The following is an 18,762-nucleotide window of genomic DNA, read 5'->3' as shown; positions in this document are numbered from 1 at the left end:
AGAAGACGTTCGTAATTGTTTTTATAACTTAAGCAAACGATAAAGATGATAGATTTCTTACGAAAAAGAAAAGTTCGTAAAGGTATACCTTTACGGACTATGTATTCTTTATCATTTGAATGTAAAGACTTTTACTACGCTCAAATTATTATCTCTATACAAAGAAAATTGATACTTTCCCGCAGAAAGTTTTCCTGAACTAATTTTAAATTCGTAACCCGCAGTGGCCTCGTCATTAGGAATAATTTCTTCCATTAAAACATTGCTCTTATCCTTGATATTAGCTAATTTTAGTACAAACTTTTTATTTTGTTTTTCCTTTTCCGAATTTTCTTTAAAATGTGTAGAGACGATTATTTCCTTATTTCGATCCACTTTATTCTGTGGATCAATAATGTGTTGAGATTCATCATTTGTTTTATATCCTATTTCTATATTATCTCTTTTGATTTCTCCATCTTCTTTGAGTATAAAAAAGAAAAAAGTAATAGAAATTAATAGAACAAATAAAATCAAAAACCATTTACTTTTTGACATGTAAATTACCTACTTTGTTATATTATAGTAGATTTATACCATAATAACGTTTTATTCACAACAGTATATACAAAGGAGCTTTTTTAAGATATTAGGGCATGTAATTCTGGGGATTTATGCCTTTGCGAACTGTACCTTTTTATAGGATAATCGAAAGCTACGTTATTGAAATTTTGAATTTTTGTTATCATTGATCTTTCTAAAACAATTTATTGTATATACACTCTTAGTTAATGTAGGAGAGGTTTTGAGAAATAAAAACACCAAGGTACTTTACCCTACCTTGGATTTCCTTTTTTCATTAATTATCTCAGCTAATATCCCCATATTGACTCAAAAATGTTTTTAATTCATTTAACGTAGCTAAAATAAAACTTTGATCACTTTCTATTTCAAATTGCAGTACGTTTTCCAAATAAGGCTTCTCTCTATAATAACCTTGGATAACGACTTGACCTAGATTATTAAATTCAAATTCTATTTGAAGAGACGTTTCGTAGTTTATAAAAGTGGCTATGCCTTGGAGGGTATTATAGCATTTGTTTAATGCTTGATAAAATTCATACATATCGTTTGTAGTGAACCACAATTCTCCTAATACATAGTAATTCCCAGTCTTTATTTCAACCGTTCCTTCAATATCATAACCTCCAAAATGACTTTTTTTATTGGAAAACCCATATTTCTTTTCTGACTTAATTTGAATAAAGCCCTGTTTACCTTCAATTTTAATTTGATTCTTGCATCTCTTTTCTCAACGATAGTACTTATATCTTTATTAAGATAATTGAATACCATGTTTTATTTTCTCAATCCATTCTTGAATTTGTCTATTGTCGTAGAAATATATATCGGGTTCCATCTCTAAATCGATGCCTAATAAGAAAATAAAGTATTCATGTAATTGATTCTCATTTAAGGAAAGATTACTTCTATTATCTAGATTTTGAACCCATTTGTAGGCCCACATATTAAATTGCTCTCTAGATACGTCTCCTTTGAGAACATCTTCTAGCTTATTTATCAAATCTTTGTTTGTTGGCTGACTTTCAAACATTCGTTTCACCTTTTCAAAATAGATATTTATTAAAGTTAGTAAAATAAAGACTTTCAGTAGTACTTTAACCTAATCGATCACATTCATAAGAACTTCACAATCACAAAAACCACCATGATTTTGTAAGGCCTTTACTAACTTAGACTTTTTGTTTCTTAACACGTTTATATCCAACCACTCTCTGGTATAAATTAACGTATGATTACAACCATACGATTCTAATTTTTCTTGTAGATATATTTCTAACGATTTTAATTGCTCTGATGTTATTCCAAGCTCTTTCCATTGGTTTCCGTATTCTGTTAGCATAGCTAATCTTTTTAGTAACTTTTTATCTTTTTCGCCAAGAGATAGGGCATTCTGAAGTGCCGTTAAGGCCTCGTTATAATTTAATAGATATTCTTCAGCCTCCGATAGCAATTGCCAAGCTAAAGCATTAGTAGGGTATTGGTTAACATAATCCTTTAAACCTTTTCTTGCTACTAAAAGATGAGGAATGGCCTTTTTTGAGGGAGCTCTTCTTTGATAAGACCCTTGCATAGCTAATTTTTGTCCTGTGATTAATTCAATCCGTAAATCCAGTAAATTATCCATCTACGTACCCCCTTGTTTAAAACCAATATGCCTTCATTCCTCTTAAGAATTCTTGGGTAATGGGCAATCCAGAGCTGTAACCTATTACAGAATCAATCCCGCAGTAAGGACAGATAGCAGTATCATCGTCAGTGTCTATCCATTCTTCAATTTTCATCGGATGAAACATTTTCAAACAGTAAAAACAGCCGCATATTTGATCTTGGACTAAATTCTCCTTATTATTCTTACAAAATTGATGTGCTCTTTGGAAATTCTGTAATGCTTTATCCTGTTTTTCTAGTTGAAAGGTATTTACCAGCTCTATTCCTGCATCAACAAGCCTTTTTTGAAATATTTCCTTATGTACATCACCACATTGAAAAATAATATGAAAAGGAGTCGGTTCCGTAGGGAAAGAATCATAATACCTACCTTCAGTCCATTCTTGAATAGTGTTTTTTAAAATATTGATTAAAATTTTAAAATTTTTCTTCTTCTTTTTTAAAATGAGATGTGCGTCCGTAATGAATAAGATGTATCTATCTGCAGGAAGCCAATCTAGATCATTTAAACACTCGTCAAAAGCAGCCCAATTCTCTCCAAAATAATCTGGGAATTGGAGAGCAGCAGCCCATTCATCCATTAGACCTGTGATATTCCTACACTTTTTTCCCCTAATTACTTTGAATTCTGTCTTATTTAATTCCCTAGCTTGAACCTGTAAGTTAAATAATAATGCTGTATCTCCTACAGCTATATGAAAATAGGGAGCCCCTAACTTAATTAATTGATCTAAATTCATTCTCTGCCTCCCTTGAGCATATATGTAAAATAATCCTGTTAATTTAACCTTAGTCTTCGTAAAAGGAATTCCAAACTTTATTACGTTTCACACTCTCTAATAGCATATCGACTAACTGCAAGTAAGCATTCTTCCCAACTTGGTCTGCTGCAATGTAGGAGTAATTTCTTAAGTCGATCTTCTACAGCCTTAATATTAAAATCATTCATAATAAATAAGCCTCTACTTGTTTCGATTTCTTGGTCTTTTAGCATTGAACTTAGTCTACAGGGGCTCGTAACATATATTGAAAATACTTCTATTGGGCTTTTATGTCCTTTTATTCCAATGTCAGCTTCTAATTTGACGTAAAAATCGTTATGATTCTCTCCCCATTCATCATCTATAATTGTTAAATCATATAAATGTAGTGTCAGCAATATCTATCATTCTCCCTTCTATACCAAGTAATCTAGTACTTATTCAAAATCATCAGGACACCAAATGGCGATATTATCGCCTGGGGTTGCTACTAAAAGCCAATCACAACTCCCTCCTGAAAAATGATCTCCTAATTGCCAACATTCATAGTTAGAATCGTGACCATTCACAAATAAAACTTTCCCTGATTCTAGCGTGATAATAAGGTGAGGAGATGAAGTTCCTAATACAAGATCCACTACCTTTTCTCTTCTCATGTCCCAAATATGCTTAAAATGCTGCTCTTCTGTATTAAATGGCACATCACTCTCTGATGATGGGTACGTATCATTAAATTCAGAATATACAGTCCAAGTTGTCTCGATGTTTAATACAAAATCGCCGTCTTCTTTTCTAGTGTAGTTAGTAAAATACAATAAAGTTATGGCATTATCGGTCCCAAACTTCACGCCATCTATTTGACTGCCTATAAGTAAGTGCTTCAGAATCCGTTCGGTAAATGTTTTATCTTCTATTTTCATTGTACTTACCCCTTTACGATTGTTTTGGTGTATACCCTAGAACAAATTAAGTACTGCAAATCTCTTTAGATATTAAAAAATGAGCTAAAAAGCCCACTTTACTGTAAAAATCCTTCTGACCAACCTTTTCTATTTGAAAATGTCTCATAACTACAGCCACTGTCATATTCGAATTCTTTCCCCTTTTTTAAATAATAAGCTTCCGACGAAAGAGACAGTAAGGTTTCAAATTCAGTGTCCTTGAGCATTTTTGAAGGATTAGATAAGACATCTTCAAAAACTTCTTTACCACGAGCGACTACTGCACATCGTGCATATAAGAAGAGGTCAGGTGAGAAATGTTGATCTTGTTGAGAAAAACAATATTCTCCTATTTCTTTTGCATGTTCTTCTGTATCTAATAAGAAAAGCTTATAGGAGAGAGTTTCTTCAAAATGTCTTATTTTCCATGCAGTGAAAGTAGAAAGTTCTTTGATAGCAGCCTCTACAATCGCCTCTTCATCTTCCTTACTCCAGTCTAATAAAGAAATAACCCTCCAAAAATTTTTCTCATCCAACATTTTTTTTGGTTTTGATATAGAGTTTTTTAAAGCGAGAGCTTCATCTTCTTTTTGAATTTCGAGTGCAAATCCTTCAGGATCAGTTTGTCTACGCCACTCAAAATAAACTGATAGAGCACAGTCTTTTGACCAATTTCCTCCGTATATATTAGATTCGATTCCCTGTTCCTCTGTAGTTAAGGACGTATTTCCAATAAAGATTAACTCTTTAGGAATTCTTCCATCTACCCACTTATATAATGGTTTCTTTGCATCACCTATTATAAGTTCGGTAATCAAAGCTTGATGAATTTTTTCAGAGTCAATTGTAGGTATTTGTTTGTCTATATAGCTTGTAATGCCAAGAAGATAAGAGCGATCAATTATATTCACTACTTTAACTGCACCATACTTATTCATCGGTAATGGGGTAGCAAAGATATCTCCTACTTGCACAGCTCTCTTTGAGTTCACTATATGTAATTCCTTTCAGTTAAAAGTTTAGTTATAAGTAGAATAACAAGTAATGCTAAAAGTGTATATAATAGACAGAGCTAGTTACCCTAGTAATCCCTTATATAATAATGTCCTAGAACTATATAGAAACCTTTTTATAGGAGGTATTAATATTGTTTGTACGTTTATATGTTACAGCAAAAAATAAAACTGAAGCTGAAAAAGATTTAAAATTTTTTTTAGAAAAGATAAACCAAATATTAGTTAAAGCTAACGTAGAAAGATTAGAGCCTTACTGGAAATTCGATGATGTATATGTTGTAGAACTCAATTTAATCGTGAAAAAGGATTTAAGTCTCAACGAACTAACTCAATTATTAGAGACGATTTCTGATAAATGGCAATACTATGGTGACCCAATTAATGAGTTTTTAGCTTCAAAAACGGCTGAAGGCTGTAACTATATATTAAAGGGTGTAGAAATGATCAACATTTATTTAGATGAATAAGATATAAAAAGTTAGTTAACATAGCCAATCCTTATACAAAGGAATGATTAGATTCATCTGCTAAACTAAATGCTAAAGAGCATTTAGTATCATTCGAGGAGGACATCCAAATAGTGAAGAAAATTTCATATCCATTTTATCCAAAATCAAATAGATATCTCATGCCCGGTCAATTTTGGCCCATTCCTTTAAGTGACGGAAGATTTGCTTGTGGCAGAGTATTAGAAACTAGTCCTGAATATACAAAAAACTTCATCGCTGGTTTAATGGATTGGGTAGGAGATGAACCACCTACTAGTGAGGATTTGAAAGGACGAATCATACTTAAACAAGGTGATGGACATATTAAAATGATACAAGAAACAGCCTTAGATGGCATGATTTCTGGTTATAGGGATTTAGAATTAGACAATTTAGAGGTAGCTTATTTTAAATCACAAGAAGCCTTTGCAGATAATTGTATGTTGCAAAAAGGATACACAGAAATTCGACCTATAACAAGAGAAGAACAACAACTGTATAGTACTTTTTCTACATGGGGTTACAGCGTCATCAAATTTAGGGCCGAGGATATGTTTGTTAAGAAATAAATATTACTAAAAGATAAATAGACTTTTATCAAGATAGAAAATATATAGATGAATGGGTGTTAATGATGGATAGTAAAAGAAAATACTTTAAATATAATGAAGACGATATTCTTGAAATACTTTCTGAGTACCTTTATACAGACTGTAATTCTGAAACCATAGGCTCAAAGGCAATAATACTCGGTGAACCTGGGAAAGATCTACGATTAGTTGCAGTTGTAGGGGATGGTGAAGACGAGAAGCTTTATGAAACAAACTTAGTGGAAGTTGATCAAAAAATAGATTTCAATGGTTCACATTAAAAATACAATCTAGTTGACGTAATCAGGACTATGAGAACACGTAAAAAAGAGAGGAGACACAAATATCTCTTCTCTGTCTTAATCTGTTATCTATAAAGGTTCTGGTTGATTGCCCTTTTAATAGGACCTTTTTTAGCAAAATGCCATTCAATGACATGATCTGCCAACCGATCATATAAGTCATCTTCTAAATAGGGTTCATACTCAGAAGTAAGTAGGATATTTACATCAGATTGAATTTCTAATAATATATCTGGCTCAAACACGTCGTTGTCATTTAATATTTCTAAAATATATAAACCCAACATTTCAAAACCTTCATCCCAATTCCCATTCCCATTGCTTTGAGCTTCCCATTTTAGTTTTTCAATTGCCCTAATTAGTTCACCCTCTACAATGTCTGATTGCCCATTTTTAGGGACATATTTAGTCCATATTTCTTTCGCTTGTTCAAAGTATTTCATTTGTTCTCCCCCCAGTAACTAACTGAATAGAAATATTCTTCATAAGAAATATTTAATCCAAATTTGAAATCAGGAGCAACTATGTAGAAGTGTGAATACATAAAATTATTTCCCATAAATTCTGTTATGTTGTTATATAAAGTATTGTTTAAACCTTTATCTATCATAATATTTCCTATTATATTATTCATTCCATGTCCAATAATAACGTTATGTTCTTTCAAAAAAAACATAGAGTTCCCTAATTTATTTAAAGTCTCTTTTAAATATTGTTTGTCTATATGTACTGTACCTGTCTTTTCAACAAGCTTATGGAAAATTAAAAGGTGCTTATGAGATAACCTAATGCTTCTTGATAATTCTCCGCGAAGGTGTTTATTAATTTCATTGCTATCGAGAGAATTGTACAGCTGAAATATCTCTTCATAACAGACTTGCTCCTCTAACAATCTGTTATGTTCATTCGTTTCTTTACAACTCTTAAAATCTTCAATTCTTAATTTATAGTCAAAATATTTACCAAAAAGAGCAATAACCTTTTCTCTTTCGTTTCGTACATGGTTTTGTTTTAATAACCTTTTCATTTTCTGCTGTCTACTATCCATAAAATTCTCCAAACTTAAAAATTCTCTTAGTTAAGAGTTCGATTATTTAAAGAATATCAATCTATTTCAATGATGTATACCATATAAACTTATTTACCATAACACGAATTATAAGAACCATCAGCTATTATAAATAATCTATAGGATTGTTATTTTGAACGTATCCATAAACTTTTATAGCATTATCTTTCGTTTCTCCTGGTACGTTAATTGTTCTAAGTTCATTTATCACTTGGCCCTTCTCTTCCAAATTTTCTACCTTTATTTCTAACCATTCAATGTTTTTATAATTACCTTTGAAATGATAAAACCAATCTCCATCCCAATCACTTATATACTTAGTTTTGACATCTTGTGTTCTCCAAAATGCATTTATAGAACAATCATTCATTTTATTTTTAATTTCTTCCCATTTGGTATTATTCATTACTGATTGATATTCACAAAACCTCATAAAAAAGCCACTCCCTTAGTTGTCATAAGCATAATTATCCTCAGAAAAGTTATTTGGTACATATTAAATTATTAATTATCAATAATTGGTGATTCCTTAACACCTAAAACTTCAATGCTGTTACAATAAAAATCGATATCTTGATTTTCTACATCATGCACTTGAAATCTAATATTTTCCCAACTTCTATCACGAAGATCTATTATCTCTAATATAGATAACTGTAAAGCTCCCCCACTCGCATATAGTTTGAAATTCCCTACGCTATAAAAATTCATACTAACTTCATGAAAGGTATGAGCACCTTTAGTTTTTAAAAGAAAGACTATATGTAAATTAGTTTTGTTCTCTTCATCAAACAATAAACTGTTTCTATACTCTGTAAAGTACCTTACTTCTATAATATATTTCATATCTAAAAAAGAAAAATCTGGTGAAAGACTAGTTAGCAAATGAAAGTTTTTTATTTTTAACATTTTAATAATCCTCTCTTCAATATAACTTTTCTACAGGTTCCATATATAATGAGTTATTTGTGTTGCCACGGTGGATATCTCACTAGCTACTCTTTAATTCGCATGATTGGATCTTGATCATGAAATCCTATACATAAAGGAACATCAACTTTGATGTTTTTTACAGCTTTCGCGAAAGCTACAAGCGTTCTTACAATTAAAAATAGCGTTATAACCCTTTCTTTTTCCGTAGCATCAAAACCGTTCTCTTGATAAATCTGAGCAAACTCTTTGTTACTAGGTCCTTCAATTTCGTCTATCCAATCACTGGCCCAGTCATCATCTTCTTCAAAGAGACTACTATATCCATCACAAATAAAAAATGTACTTTCCCAATCACTATCCATATCATATTCAAAATAAATGGCTTTTGCAGACTGTGCATTTACTATATGCACAGCTTCTTGAAGGCTACTCTTTACTTGCGTTTGAAAAGTATCTAAATTTATATTATGAATCCGTTCTGCTTCATTACCTTCCACGTTAGTAGAGCATAATTCATAATACTTAGCTTCCATTTCTTCGTATGATTTCTCAAACAATTCTCCTTGTAGTTCATCTAAGCAATCAAAGATATTCATTAAGTTTCTTCCTTTCCATAAGTACCGTCTAAATAATTGGACCGCGGGATTCCCGGTACTTGAGTCGCAGTTGTCGACATCCTCGTGCTCAAACATACCGCCGCTGCCGAAGCACATGAGATACGCCTTGTAGGAAAGGGCCTTGTATTCGTCTGGGGCGTTTTTGTCGACCGCGAATCACGACAGGACCTCCGTGTCGTTGTCGCTGATCGGCTGCCACACGCGGATGGAGATGAAAGGGAGCACGTCCTCGGAGCCTTCCTCGACGCGGGGCCAGTTGTGGACGAACCTCATGTTAGGGAAGACCGATGCCGCCGAGACCATGAAACCATCCTTGCCGACTACCTCAAGCTGCTCCTGGCTGCAATGGTCCTTCATTCGGGCGATCATGTCGTCGGGGTAGCCGACTTAGCGAAGCCGATCCTCCAAGGTTCCCTCCGGGAGCTTGTAGGTGGTTCCCCCGCCGTTGCCGGCCCACTAGGTCGTTCCGTCCTTGCGTTTCTCAGCCTTGGGTTCGCGGAAGAGACCGATTTCAGCGACTGACGTGTGCGTTTGGGGAGTCTGGTACATGTCGCCGGCGAAGTTTTCGGCGCCGATTTTACAGTTCGCCTTGACACGCCACCGGTGGGGGCCGCGAAGATCGATTCCGTCCGCGCTTTGGTTGGTGTAGTAATCTATGTAGAACTTAAAGTCGCCCAGGAAGTCGTCAAGCGGTTCCGCTTCAGGGTCGAGGCTGATGAATATCAGGCCGTTGTATACCCCCAGGGAAGGAGCGGGGAGCAGTGTCTGGCCCTTTTTCTTGAAGCCGTCATCGCCACCGTAGGCCTCTTTGTGAAACGGCAGGCCCACGACTCGTCCATCGTTCCGGTAGGACCAACCGTGGTAAGGCCAGCGGAACTGTGAGGCGTTTCCTATCTCGGCCCGCCAAACGTGGATACCGCGCTGGTGTCATATTAAAAGCTAATGATCGATACTTACTATCTAGGTAATTTTCTACGTTTTTTTTGGGGTGTATATATAGAATCTGAACTTGAAGACAGTGCTTGTACTAACGCACATTCATATAATTCTTTTAATGTATCGCTCTCCGCATAAACCTTCATATATTCAATACCGTTAGAGGCCGAAAAGCAAAGACCAACTAGCTTTTCTTTCGTAACTACATCTTTACAAAATCTAATAGCTGCAGCACTTTCTCCTGAATTAGGATTTTCCGAAATACTAGGATCATAACAGGAAGTGAAAATATTTAGCTTCTTAAGCTTTTCTGGCTCTAGAAAGATTAAGATAGAACCTCTCTGCCATCCTGTTGCATTCCAAAGTTGTTCATATCCTTTGATGACTTCCTTTTTTAAATCTAGTTTGTATTTGTTACGAGTAAAAGAAAGTATATCATTACACTGTTGAAATAATTCTGTATCTTTTTTGAGGCCATACACATAGCACTCTTTGGCACACAAGAGTAGTGGTCGGAGAATTAACTCATGTGCTGGAAGTACCTCATTTTCTTCATAATCGTAGTATCCATTTGGGATTAAGTTAACAAAAAAATGATCCAAAAAAGCTCCACCTTTCAACAAAAAATCAATTATTTTAATGGAACAAATACTGACTATAAAAATTTAGCGTTTGTTTCATTCGGATATATCTTTAATATCAAATTCAAATACAGATTTTTTCTCCTCTTTAGACATGCCAGTAAAAAACTTTTTATGTACTCTTAATTTTCTCGTCTTTTCAGGTAATATCGTTTCTAACCATGTGGCTCCTATAGGAGTATGCTCTGGTTTAGCATTTATCTTTTCGAGAAATTCTTCATATTCTTTTAAAACTTCCTCATTTATGAGTGAAACATCTATTTTCCTGTTTTCATAATCAAGCCTAGCAAGATCTTCTGCTGTAATATATCCTTCAATTGTCTTTACAACTCCAAATTCTGAAGGCATACGCTTACTATTTAAAGAAACGAAGAAATAAAGATAATTTGGTAAACGAAAAAGTCCCTTTTTTGTATCTTTTTTATTTGCAAGATAGAGCCAATCTCCCCGGCTAGCATAACAATTTAAATCTTTATTATTAAACCCCACTAACATTTTCTTGTACTTCTTCATAATAGTAACTCCCTCATACAATAATTAGCTTAATTATATATTCTAAGTTGTGAATGTTGTATAAATTTATAATATAGTCGGGCAGGTGAGCGCTCGTTAGAGTACACACTTGCCCGACTTAAGTGAAAATCTATATCTCATACAACTTATTAAACATAACTTATGTTGAGGTATAATAAGGTTACCAATTATATAAAAGTGAGGACTTATAATGATAAATGAACCCTATGGACAGCATTGGAAGGGTCATAAAGGATTTAGAGCTATTGAAGGTAGTGGTGTTTATAATCATCGTTTCGGAGGACAAGAATGGAATGTACCAAAATGTCAGTTATGTGGCGAAGATTTACATCAGATTTTATGTTTTGATCTAAAGGATGATAGATTAAGTGAACTAAGAACTTCTAAACTTGAGGAATTACCTTTAATATCATGCTTAAATTGTTCTACTGTATGGGAGCCTCAACTATTTCAATTAAATCCAACAACAAAAAATGTTACTGTTTTAAGCCAAAATGATAAGGGAAAATGGATTCAAGACGAAGAAGATAAAATACCTGTTCCTCTTCCTTATACGAAATTCAAACTTATTAATATGTTAGGAGAAGATATACCAGTCAATGAAGACGCCTACTATGATGCATTTGACTTATTTGGTCGGGAGTATATATGTAGAGTGTTGGGAGCGCCTCTATACGTGGAAAATCCAAATGATATAAGCTGTCCAACCTGTAACCATGACATGCAATATGTTTCCAGTATCACTCATGATTTTGAAGTAGATCTTGTATCCGTGGTGGACCTTTTCTTGGGAGAAATGATTATCTATTTTTATTTTTGTAAGGAATGTTTAACCCTAAAAACAGAGGTACAAGGTACGTAAGCTAAAAAAAGCCCTCGTAAGGGCTTTTTTTACTTCTAATGATAAAAATATTATGGTAACTAAAATGTATAATTTTACGAACATATACCTTTCTATTTTTTAATATAGATAATGAATTTAGTTACCATTTTCGTCAGACCATTTGTCTTCACTATCGATCCATTTGTTCTTCTTTAAATCAAAAGATTCTATATCATCATGAAAGTCTAGATAAACAGGCAGCTTTATTCTATTATCGCCAGCTTTATTCCAACAAGAAATAAACCAGTTTGAAATCAATTCTTTCTCAGCAGCAGATATTTCTTCTTCATTTTGTTCATAAAAATCCCAAAACTCATCTGAATGCTCGTCGGCTAGCTCATAGTATTCAAACTCTTCAAGTAGCTCATAACTACCTGAAAAAATGGCACGATTGTTTCCTTCATAGAAAATTTCATTCGCTTCATTGTCCATAGAAAACATCCTAATAGACAAATCAAATGGCTGAATGAAGATTTCAAAGTCTAGTAAGTCAATGTCCTTATAATAATGAAAAGTATGTACTTTTTCGATATTGTTAATTAACTTATCTTCATTTTGTTCAAGTGTTTTCTTTAATGAACCAATATATGAATCAACCGTAAATAACTTATCACCTTTATTTTCTTCTTTTGTATGCTTCCAAGTATCAAAACGCTCATTAATCTTTGTATTAATAGCCTCATAATTATTCCACGTATCTTCTACCTCATAAAGGGATTTTATATGAGGAAATATAGCTTCATAATCATCTAAATAAGTACCTTTATCGAAATCAAAGTAATCTTTTGTAAAGGCCCTTCCTTCCGCATTCAGCATATCGCTGGCAAAGACGCCATCCCATTCCATATATATTTCAGTTCCGGTCATGTTCTTTTGTTTAAACTTTATAATCTCCTGCGCAGCTTCTTCTTCAAATTCTTTGCTATATAGGTTTTCTTCAATAATCCAACCGAGATACATTCCAGTATGAACGAATGCCTGCTTTTCACTCAAGTTACTTGGAAAATCTCCTTCATAATGCCATTTAGCTTTATCATAGACGGTTATCATGGCCTCTTCCTCTTTCTCTATATCTTCTATTAAGGTAGTTTCTTCTTGTTCACGACTACTTTTTTTATTTAATGAGTCTTCGCAGCCTTGCAGGAACAAAATAATAAACACAAAAAATGGAATGCACTTTAATTTATACAAAATTCCCTCCATGAATTACATTAAAAATAAACGATATACTGCATTATATACTGTAGAGGTTAAACAATATATATTAAACCAATGAAAATAAGATTATAGCAAAAAAATGTAGTCTCTAAAAAACTGGTTTAGCTTAATCATTGTTTGCGGCTATAACTGCTTTTTAATTGCTTTGGATTTAGTGGGGGTACACGAAATAACTGCTTTAGAAAATCATCGAAAGTATCTGCTATTTTGATATACTCCCATTCTATAGTATCGTTTGTTGAAGCTGAGAAGTTTTCTGCGATATACATAACAGTAGGATCTTGTGATCTATTACGATAATCCAACACGACCCAATAGTGAAAATCCGTCCACAAAACCACAAATTCACCGGTGAGTTTGACTTCTTTTAATAGTTCTTTGGAAGATAAGATACTTATGTCATCATTTTCAAAATGTATAGGGTCAATTGAATCAATATTTGCTCTTCCTCCATAAGGAATACTTTCTGCATCGCCATCAGGTAACATAAAGTGTGGGTAGTTTAATCCCCCACCATTTCTTATTTTCAGTAAATCCAATAATGAACTAGGTAACTTAATACCTAAAATAACTTCAGCTTTCTTTATGATTTCATCATTTATCGGATAATCTATACGCTTATATTTGCTATCGTCGCTCCAAAAACTATCTCCCAAATAAAATTCTTTTTTCAAAACTTCACCTTCTTTAATTTAACTTTATACTCAGACAGAAAGTATCTCTTTTGTTATTAGCTATTTTTAGACTCACCTTAGCGCTTCACTATCAGCTCTACGCTCCTACAATAAATATTGCACGATTACACCTTATATTTAACGTGAAAATAGTTATCGGAAATGAAAACCCAAGGCTATTACACGGCCTTGGATTTTCTTCTTGTATAAATCTCGATAGCAACTATGCCAAATGCGACCCCATAAGCAGTAGAGAATGCTTTTAGGAAATCAGCCTGAGATTTAAGTAATATATTAATAATTAAATTACCTCCAAAAAAGACTAGAAAATATAACAAGAATTTTATAGCACCTTTTTTCAAAACCTGTACCTTCTTTCGCTTTACGTGTTGAGTAATTGTTTTAATTCCTTTTTAAAGCTTTTATAATGCCAATTAATATGATCAAGTTCGACCTCTATTTCAATTAATTGATCTATTAGCTTCTCTTGGTCTAGTGAAGAACTAAGAGTGTCTGTAATCAATCGATCAAGTTTATTACTACTTTCGTAAATATCGTTTAAATCAACTGCTAATTCAACATATTCCTTGCTTGAATCGAGTAAGGAAATCTTCTTTATGAGTTCATCTACAATAGTTGGTTTCATTCTATCTCCTCCCCTTTAATTAGTGTATATTCTAGGTACTTCAAGCCTTCATAAAATGTTATTGAAGATGGTTAGAAATCTAAAATTGAATCAATGTTTTCGGCATATTCATCAACTAGTTGAGACCCTTTCTCTTCAGCTTCTTCCTCCTCTAATTCCTTATCCTCCAACCACTGTTGATAATGACAAAGTTCATGAGCAATGCTTTCTAACATCGCATACAATGCATCTATTTTTCCTCTTTCTCTGATCAAGTCTTTATAATCTCCAGTAGCAATACGGATATATGGTTCAACATCTTTTTCGTAGGGAGCAAAGAAAGTGGCTGTTACCAACTCCTTTGTCGTCCGGTTCTTAATTTGATAATCCTTTTTTAGGTAAATAACAACTCGGATAGGAAACTCCATTTGCGTTCTTAACCATTTGCAAAAGTTAATGCACACTATTCTTACTTCTGGGTCTACGCCAGGCTCACTCCTTAATCTTAAGCCTGCTCTAGGATAGTCATTCATGCTTATTTCCTCGCATTCAATCTTTTAGTGACATTAGTAGTTTAATAGAATGATTTAGTTCCATAAATTTCTTTATTTGTCATATTATCGACTCATTTTATCATACATCATGTATAATAAAGAAACTTAATAATAGAAAGTCGGGAACGAATTGAAAAAATTTCTTCTTTATATGTTATATTTCTCTCTTCTTTATGATGTGGTTCATTTAGTATATAGGACTATAGCAAAATATAGCCTTGAGAACCTCGTTTATGACGCCTCTTTAGTAATAAGAGATTTAATTGTCATTTTGATTATCTTTAAGATCACTCGTCCTAAGAAAAAGCGAACAAAGTTTAAGCACTTTCATAATGCGGCTATTATTGCAGAAATGGAAAGAAAATACGAGAAAGCACTTGAGATTAGAAATGAAGGTCTAAATCTTTCAGGGTTGAGCAATGCGGAGCGCGCGGGTCTACATGCTGGAAATGGAGGAACATACCTCTATTTGAAGGATTATAACAATGCTACTTTTTGTTTTGATAAAGCTTTTGAACTAGTTCAAGAAGAGAAATTTCCATATGATAAACAATACATTGAGGTTATTGATAGTTATGTAAAAGCGAATCGAAAAGAGGATGCTCTTAAGTTAGTGGAAAGTTTATTGCAACGGCAATCTTATCATAAGAAATTCAAAAAGTTAGAACCCGTAAGAGAGAAATTATTAACAAAATATAATTAACCTTATTTACAATACATAGTCATGAGTGGGATTACCAAACCTCTTAATTCAATATAGGTTGTAAAATTAATATTTAAAAATATTGAACGGAGTGTAATTATATTGTTCATTTTAGTTAGAAACTCTTTGATACTAGCTATTGGTTTTTATTTATCAGCCATCTTTTTACCTGAGGTATTGCATATAAACGAAACTGTTTCTAAATATTTAATGGTAATACTTGCTGGCCTATTGATTCTTAGATCACGAAATAAATGGTGGTTCAATATGGTTTCTGTCATTTTAGGGCTTGTTATTTTCTTAATTTTCCTTGAGATGACCCTGTTATAAAGGGGAATGATGTATAAAAGGTAGTTTTTTTACTCATTCTTTCTTCGTTCATGCTAATCATAAATACTAATAAATCAACAATGTATAAAAAGTTGCATAAAAGAGAAAAAGAGAACTTCTTCGAACCCTTGGGGCGTAAGGGTTCTCTTTTTTGATGTCTTCCGGAAAGAGTGATTATGTTAACTATGATTGTATATGATATTCATTAACATAATTCAATTAAACACAGTATTGTACCAGACTTATTTTTTTACTTCTTTCAATGCATCTTTAATAATATCTATGATAATCTGAGGTTGATCAACGTGCAGTAGATGTCCTGCATCTTTAACAATAATATGTTTACTCTTCGTTGATAAACGTGTTAAATCACGTTGAAATAGATTCCATGCAGCAAAAGATTCCGTTGTGTGATAAGACTGTAGGCCAGCGCTCACAACTGTAAGAGGTACGTCTCCTAATGATTTAACTTCACTTATTTGTTCAAAGCTTTTTTCAATGTCATCTATAGAACCTTCGATTGAAAACTGGTTAAAATAAATAGACCTCATTTCTTCAGTGAATAATGGGGGCATAATTTTGTTTTGATCTTCATGACAGGAATCTAAAAGAATAATTCCTGCTATTTCTTCAGGATATTTGCTAGCATATAACCTTACATTAGCTCCTCCAATTGAATGACCTACAAGTACATATGGTGGTTTAATATTGGCATTTCGTAAAAGAGTATGTAAATTCTCAACGGACTGCTTACTGTCTTTTGGTCTATCGTCTTGTTCACTTTCTCCTAAGCCTGGTCTATTGTAGATAAAAAACTGTGCAAATTTTGAAATTTCCTCTTTGATTGGGTTCCAGTAATCAGAAGTGCAGCCATATCCAGATTCAAATATAATTGTCATATTTTCATTTTGTCTTTCGAAAAATTCGTAATAAAGTTTAATACCACCAATATCTTGCATCATTCCTAATTTAGTGACTTCTTTCATATAAAAAACCTCCAAATATATCCATATCATTTTTAAGTATAAGGTAAATGCTACAATAAGAGCTACATTTTATTTGGAAGTTCCTAGAACAAACATTATGTTAACTAGAGATGTATGAAATATACATTGCAAAGAACCAAAAAATAGCACTACCCATTCAAACTGGATAGTGCTATTTTTATTAATTTATTATATAAACCAATGCTGCTAACAAATTAGGAACAGCTAGTGAAATAAATCTTTTAGCGTCTTCTCTACGCCCTATTTTACGTGTTTCTTTTTCTGAAGAGAAAGATCCTTTGTTTCCTAAAATCAAGCTATCAATTAGATATCCTAATGCAAGCGCAACAGATGCTACCCCTAAGGTTCCTGATACATAATAAATATAACTCCAGTTTCCAGTAAAATAAGAAGTTCCTAATACAATGATCAATGCTATTGTCCCTGCTATGAGTCCTTTTTTAATTATAATAATCCCTCTTTTTAAAAAAATAACTTATTTGTATTTTACCGTAAGATTCCCAGAAAGATAGGGGTAAAAGGAATAATTAAACTAAACGATGACATGACTAAGAATTGTGTAAGACTTAGAACACGCATATTCATTTTCCAAACTTCCACTTTAGCTTACTTCTCTTACTTATTTATTAAATTCATGGAGGTTGAAGGATAACGATTGCCTGCTGCTCTACCAATTGGAGCAATTTCATCAATAATAGCTTTAATATCTAGGGGTAAATTTATATCTGTAGCAGCCACATTCTCTTCTAAATAAACCTTTTTCTTTGTTCCAGGTATCGGAATAAGATCATCTCCATTGGATAATACCCAAGCTAAAGCAAGTTGTGATGTACTAATATTCATTTTGTGCGCCACTTCTTCTAATTTCATAACTAAAGAGAGATTATGATTAAAATTTTCTTTTTGGAATCTAGGTGTATTTCTTCTATAGTCATTTTCCGGAAGTTTACCGATGGATTTAATTTTACCTGATAAAAACCCTCTTCCTAGGGGGCTATAAGGTACAAGAGAGATTCCTAATTTACGGCAAGTTGGTAAAACATCTTCTTCTACTTCGCGGCTCCATATCGAGTATTCAGTTTGTAAGGCATCTATGGGATGTATTTTATGAGCACGTTGAATTGTTTGAGCAGAAGCTTCTGATAGACCAATATGACGAACTTTTCCTTCTTCTATTAGCATTTTCATAGCACCTACTGTTTCCTCAATTGGTACCCTGGTATCAACGCGATGCAGATAGTAAAGATCAATATAATCTGTTTGTAGACGTTTTAGACTTGCTTCACAAGCTTGTTTTACATATTCAGGTTTCCCATTAATTTCAATAACTTTTCCAACTTTATTTCTAACAAAACCAAACTTTGTAGCTATGTTTACGCTACTTCTTTGATTTTTTAAAGCTTTTCCAATCAATTCTTCATTTTTACCTAAACCGTACTGATCTGCAGTATCAAAAAAGTTAACTCCTAGGCTCAAAGCATGGTGAATTGTTGAAATGGATTCACCTTCATTTTGATGGCCATAATATTCAGACATACCCATACAACCTAATCCCAAAGCTGAAAAAAGATCCAATACTTCTATATTTCATTTATTTTCCTCCTTTTGTTTTTCTATACATTAGCAGTATATCGATTAGAGTACGCTATAAGGCAAGGGAGAAATAGTTCATTTATAGAAATAATTGGTATTTACTAATTAAAAACAA

27 protein-coding genes and 2 pseudogenes are annotated in these 18,762 nt (G+C 33.1%); 5 read left to right on the top strand and 24 right to left on the bottom strand.

The window, feature by feature from the left end:
* Positions 1-111 precede the first annotated feature (111 nt).
* The 9 genes and pseudogenes from CEQ83_RS08915 to CEQ83_RS08880 all read right to left on the bottom strand — a co-directional run bounded on the left by CEQ83_RS08915 (position 112) and on the right by CEQ83_RS08880 (position 4,926).
* On the bottom strand, positions 112-537 hold the full coding sequence (locus CEQ83_RS08915; protein ID WP_033578676.1) for a hypothetical protein: 426 nt from the start codon (positions 535-537) through the stop codon (positions 112-114).
* A 310-nt stretch (positions 538-847) separates the two neighbouring features.
* Positions 848-1,264: a WapI family immunity protein gene (locus tag CEQ83_RS08910; protein WP_420812519.1), complete on the bottom strand. Its 417-nt coding sequence runs from the start codon at positions 1,262-1,264 to the stop codon at positions 848-850.
* A 51-nt stretch (positions 1,265-1,315) separates the two neighbouring features.
* A complete protein-coding gene (locus CEQ83_RS08905) occupies positions 1,316-1,594 on the bottom strand; it encodes a hypothetical protein (protein WP_033578673.1) in 279 nt (92 codons plus the stop codon).
* Between the two features lie 69 nt (positions 1,595-1,663).
* Positions 1,664-2,188, bottom strand: a complete 525-nt coding sequence (locus CEQ83_RS08900) for a DUF2695 domain-containing protein (protein WP_049164023.1) — start codon at positions 2,186-2,188, stop codon at positions 1,664-1,666.
* Positions 2,189-2,204: 16 nt separating this feature from the next.
* Complete coding sequence (locus CEQ83_RS27405; RefSeq protein ID WP_049166355.1) at positions 2,205-2,489, bottom strand: hypothetical protein; 285 nt, start codon at positions 2,487-2,489, stop codon at positions 2,205-2,207.
* 126 nt (positions 2,490-2,615) lie between these two features.
* A pseudogene (locus CEQ83_RS27400) lies at positions 2,616-2,972 on the bottom strand (barstar family protein); the annotation flags it as partial.
* Between the two features lie 80 nt (positions 2,973-3,052).
* Positions 3,053-3,391 (bottom strand): Imm8 family immunity protein, encoded by a 339-nt coding sequence (locus CEQ83_RS08890; RefSeq protein WP_033578671.1) that lies wholly within the window; start codon positions 3,389-3,391, stop codon positions 3,053-3,055.
* A gap of 39 nt (positions 3,392-3,430) precedes the next feature.
* A complete protein-coding gene (locus tag CEQ83_RS08885; protein ID WP_154991460.1) occupies positions 3,431-3,913 on the bottom strand; it encodes a hypothetical protein in 483 nt (160 codons plus the stop codon).
* A 98-nt stretch (positions 3,914-4,011) separates the two neighbouring features.
* Positions 4,012-4,926, bottom strand: a complete 915-nt coding sequence (locus tag CEQ83_RS08880; RefSeq protein ID WP_049164020.1) for a DUF4240 domain-containing protein — start codon at positions 4,924-4,926, stop codon at positions 4,012-4,014.
* Positions 4,927-5,081: 155 nt separating this feature from the next.
* On the opposite strand from CEQ83_RS08880, the gene CEQ83_RS08875 reads away from it, so the two are divergent.
* The 3 genes from CEQ83_RS08875 (at position 5,082) to CEQ83_RS08865 (ending at position 6,309) form a co-directional block, all read left to right on the top strand.
* A complete protein-coding gene (locus CEQ83_RS08875) occupies positions 5,082-5,417 on the top strand; it encodes a hypothetical protein (protein ID WP_033578669.1) in 336 nt (111 codons plus the stop codon).
* Between the two features lie 113 nt (positions 5,418-5,530).
* Positions 5,531-6,007, top strand: coding sequence for an immunity 26/phosphotriesterase HocA family protein (locus CEQ83_RS08870; protein WP_228123043.1), 477 nt, complete (start codon positions 5,531-5,533; stop codon positions 6,005-6,007).
* A gap of 65 nt (positions 6,008-6,072) precedes the next feature.
* Entirely contained in the window at positions 6,073-6,309 is a 237-nt protein-coding gene (locus CEQ83_RS08865; protein ID WP_033578667.1) for a hypothetical protein, read from the top strand.
* Between the two features lie 86 nt (positions 6,310-6,395).
* Here the strand turns inward: CEQ83_RS08865 and CEQ83_RS08860 are convergent, their stop codons facing one another.
* From CEQ83_RS08860 to CEQ83_RS08825, 8 genes are all read right to left on the bottom strand, one after another.
* Positions 6,396-6,773 (bottom strand): hypothetical protein, encoded by a 378-nt coding sequence (locus CEQ83_RS08860; RefSeq protein WP_154991461.1) that lies wholly within the window; start codon positions 6,771-6,773, stop codon positions 6,396-6,398.
* Positions 6,770-7,378 (bottom strand): YxiF family protein, encoded by a 609-nt coding sequence (locus CEQ83_RS08855; protein WP_154991462.1) that lies wholly within the window; start codon positions 7,376-7,378, stop codon positions 6,770-6,772. The genes CEQ83_RS08860 and CEQ83_RS08855 overlap by 4 nt, the downstream gene beginning before the upstream one ends.
* A gap of 127 nt (positions 7,379-7,505) precedes the next feature.
* Positions 7,506-7,832 carry a DUF6678 family protein gene (locus tag CEQ83_RS08850; protein ID WP_154991463.1) on the bottom strand — a complete coding sequence of 109 codons (327 nt, stop codon included), beginning with the start codon at positions 7,830-7,832 and terminating at the stop codon, positions 7,506-7,508.
* 71 nt (positions 7,833-7,903) lie between these two features.
* Entirely contained in the window at positions 7,904-8,308 is a 405-nt protein-coding gene (locus tag CEQ83_RS08845; RefSeq protein WP_033578663.1) for a hypothetical protein, read from the bottom strand.
* A gap of 86 nt (positions 8,309-8,394) precedes the next feature.
* Positions 8,395-8,928, bottom strand: a complete 534-nt coding sequence (locus tag CEQ83_RS08840; RefSeq protein WP_033578662.1) for a hypothetical protein — start codon at positions 8,926-8,928, stop codon at positions 8,395-8,397.
* Between the two features lie 477 nt (positions 8,929-9,405).
* A complete protein-coding gene (locus CEQ83_RS27395; protein ID WP_228123042.1) occupies positions 9,406-9,777 on the bottom strand; it encodes an aromatic ring-hydroxylating oxygenase subunit alpha in 372 nt (123 codons plus the stop codon).
* 128 nt (positions 9,778-9,905) lie between these two features.
* Positions 9,906-10,487 (bottom strand): hypothetical protein, encoded by a 582-nt coding sequence (locus CEQ83_RS08830; RefSeq protein ID WP_033578661.1) that lies wholly within the window; start codon positions 10,485-10,487, stop codon positions 9,906-9,908.
* A gap of 75 nt (positions 10,488-10,562) precedes the next feature.
* On the bottom strand, positions 10,563-11,039 hold the full coding sequence (locus CEQ83_RS08825; protein ID WP_033578660.1) for a hypothetical protein: 477 nt from the start codon (positions 11,037-11,039) through the stop codon (positions 10,563-10,565).
* Positions 11,040-11,250: 211 nt separating this feature from the next.
* On the opposite strand from CEQ83_RS08825, the gene CEQ83_RS08820 reads away from it, so the two are divergent.
* Complete coding sequence (locus CEQ83_RS08820) at positions 11,251-11,922, top strand: hypothetical protein (RefSeq protein WP_033578659.1); 672 nt, start codon at positions 11,251-11,253, stop codon at positions 11,920-11,922.
* 648 nt (positions 11,923-12,570) lie between these two features.
* On the opposite strand, the pseudogene CEQ83_RS27390 reads toward CEQ83_RS08820, so the two are convergent.
* The 4 genes and pseudogenes from CEQ83_RS27390 to CEQ83_RS08800 all read right to left on the bottom strand — a co-directional run.
* A pseudogene (locus tag CEQ83_RS27390) lies at positions 12,571-12,993 on the bottom strand (DUF7832 domain-containing protein); the annotation flags it as partial.
* 278 nt (positions 12,994-13,271) lie between these two features.
* Entirely contained in the window at positions 13,272-13,835 is a 564-nt protein-coding gene (locus CEQ83_RS08810) for an SMI1/KNR4 family protein (RefSeq protein ID WP_033578658.1), read from the bottom strand.
* Between the two features lie 382 nt (positions 13,836-14,217).
* Positions 14,218-14,481, bottom strand: coding sequence for a hypothetical protein (locus tag CEQ83_RS08805; RefSeq protein ID WP_033578656.1), 264 nt, complete (start codon positions 14,479-14,481; stop codon positions 14,218-14,220).
* 71 nt (positions 14,482-14,552) lie between these two features.
* Positions 14,553-14,993 carry a hypothetical protein gene (locus CEQ83_RS08800; protein ID WP_049164015.1) on the bottom strand — a complete coding sequence of 147 codons (441 nt, stop codon included), beginning with the start codon at positions 14,991-14,993 and terminating at the stop codon, positions 14,553-14,555.
* Positions 14,994-15,144: 151 nt separating this feature from the next.
* Between CEQ83_RS08800 and CEQ83_RS08795 the strand changes: the two genes are divergently transcribed.
* The gene (locus CEQ83_RS08795; protein ID WP_052191885.1) at positions 15,145-15,717 is read left to right on the top strand and encodes a hypothetical protein; all 573 of its coding nucleotides are present in this window, start codon (positions 15,145-15,147) and stop codon (positions 15,715-15,717) included.
* Positions 15,718-16,289: 572 nt separating this feature from the next.
* Here CEQ83_RS08795 and CEQ83_RS08790 read toward each other — a convergent pair.
* The 3 genes from CEQ83_RS08790 to CEQ83_RS08780 form a co-directional block, all read right to left on the bottom strand.
* On the bottom strand, positions 16,290-17,033 hold the full coding sequence (locus tag CEQ83_RS08790) for an alpha/beta fold hydrolase (protein ID WP_154991464.1): 744 nt from the start codon (positions 17,031-17,033) through the stop codon (positions 16,290-16,292).
* A gap of 181 nt (positions 17,034-17,214) precedes the next feature.
* Entirely contained in the window at positions 17,215-17,466 is a 252-nt protein-coding gene (locus CEQ83_RS08785; protein WP_228123041.1) for a DUF5316 domain-containing protein, read from the bottom strand.
* A gap of 203 nt (positions 17,467-17,669) precedes the next feature.
* Entirely contained in the window at positions 17,670-18,596 is a 927-nt protein-coding gene (locus tag CEQ83_RS08780) for an aldo/keto reductase (RefSeq protein ID WP_155017188.1), read from the bottom strand.
* Between the last annotated feature and the right edge of the window lie 166 nt (positions 18,597-18,762).

It is taken from the genome of Priestia megaterium (assembly GCF_009497655.1).
GTDB lineage: Bacteria > Bacillota > Bacilli > Bacillales > Bacillaceae_H > Priestia > Priestia zanthoxyli.
The sequence above is the reverse complement of the archived record's forward strand: the minus strand, read 5'-3'. Positions and strand labels throughout refer to the sequence as shown.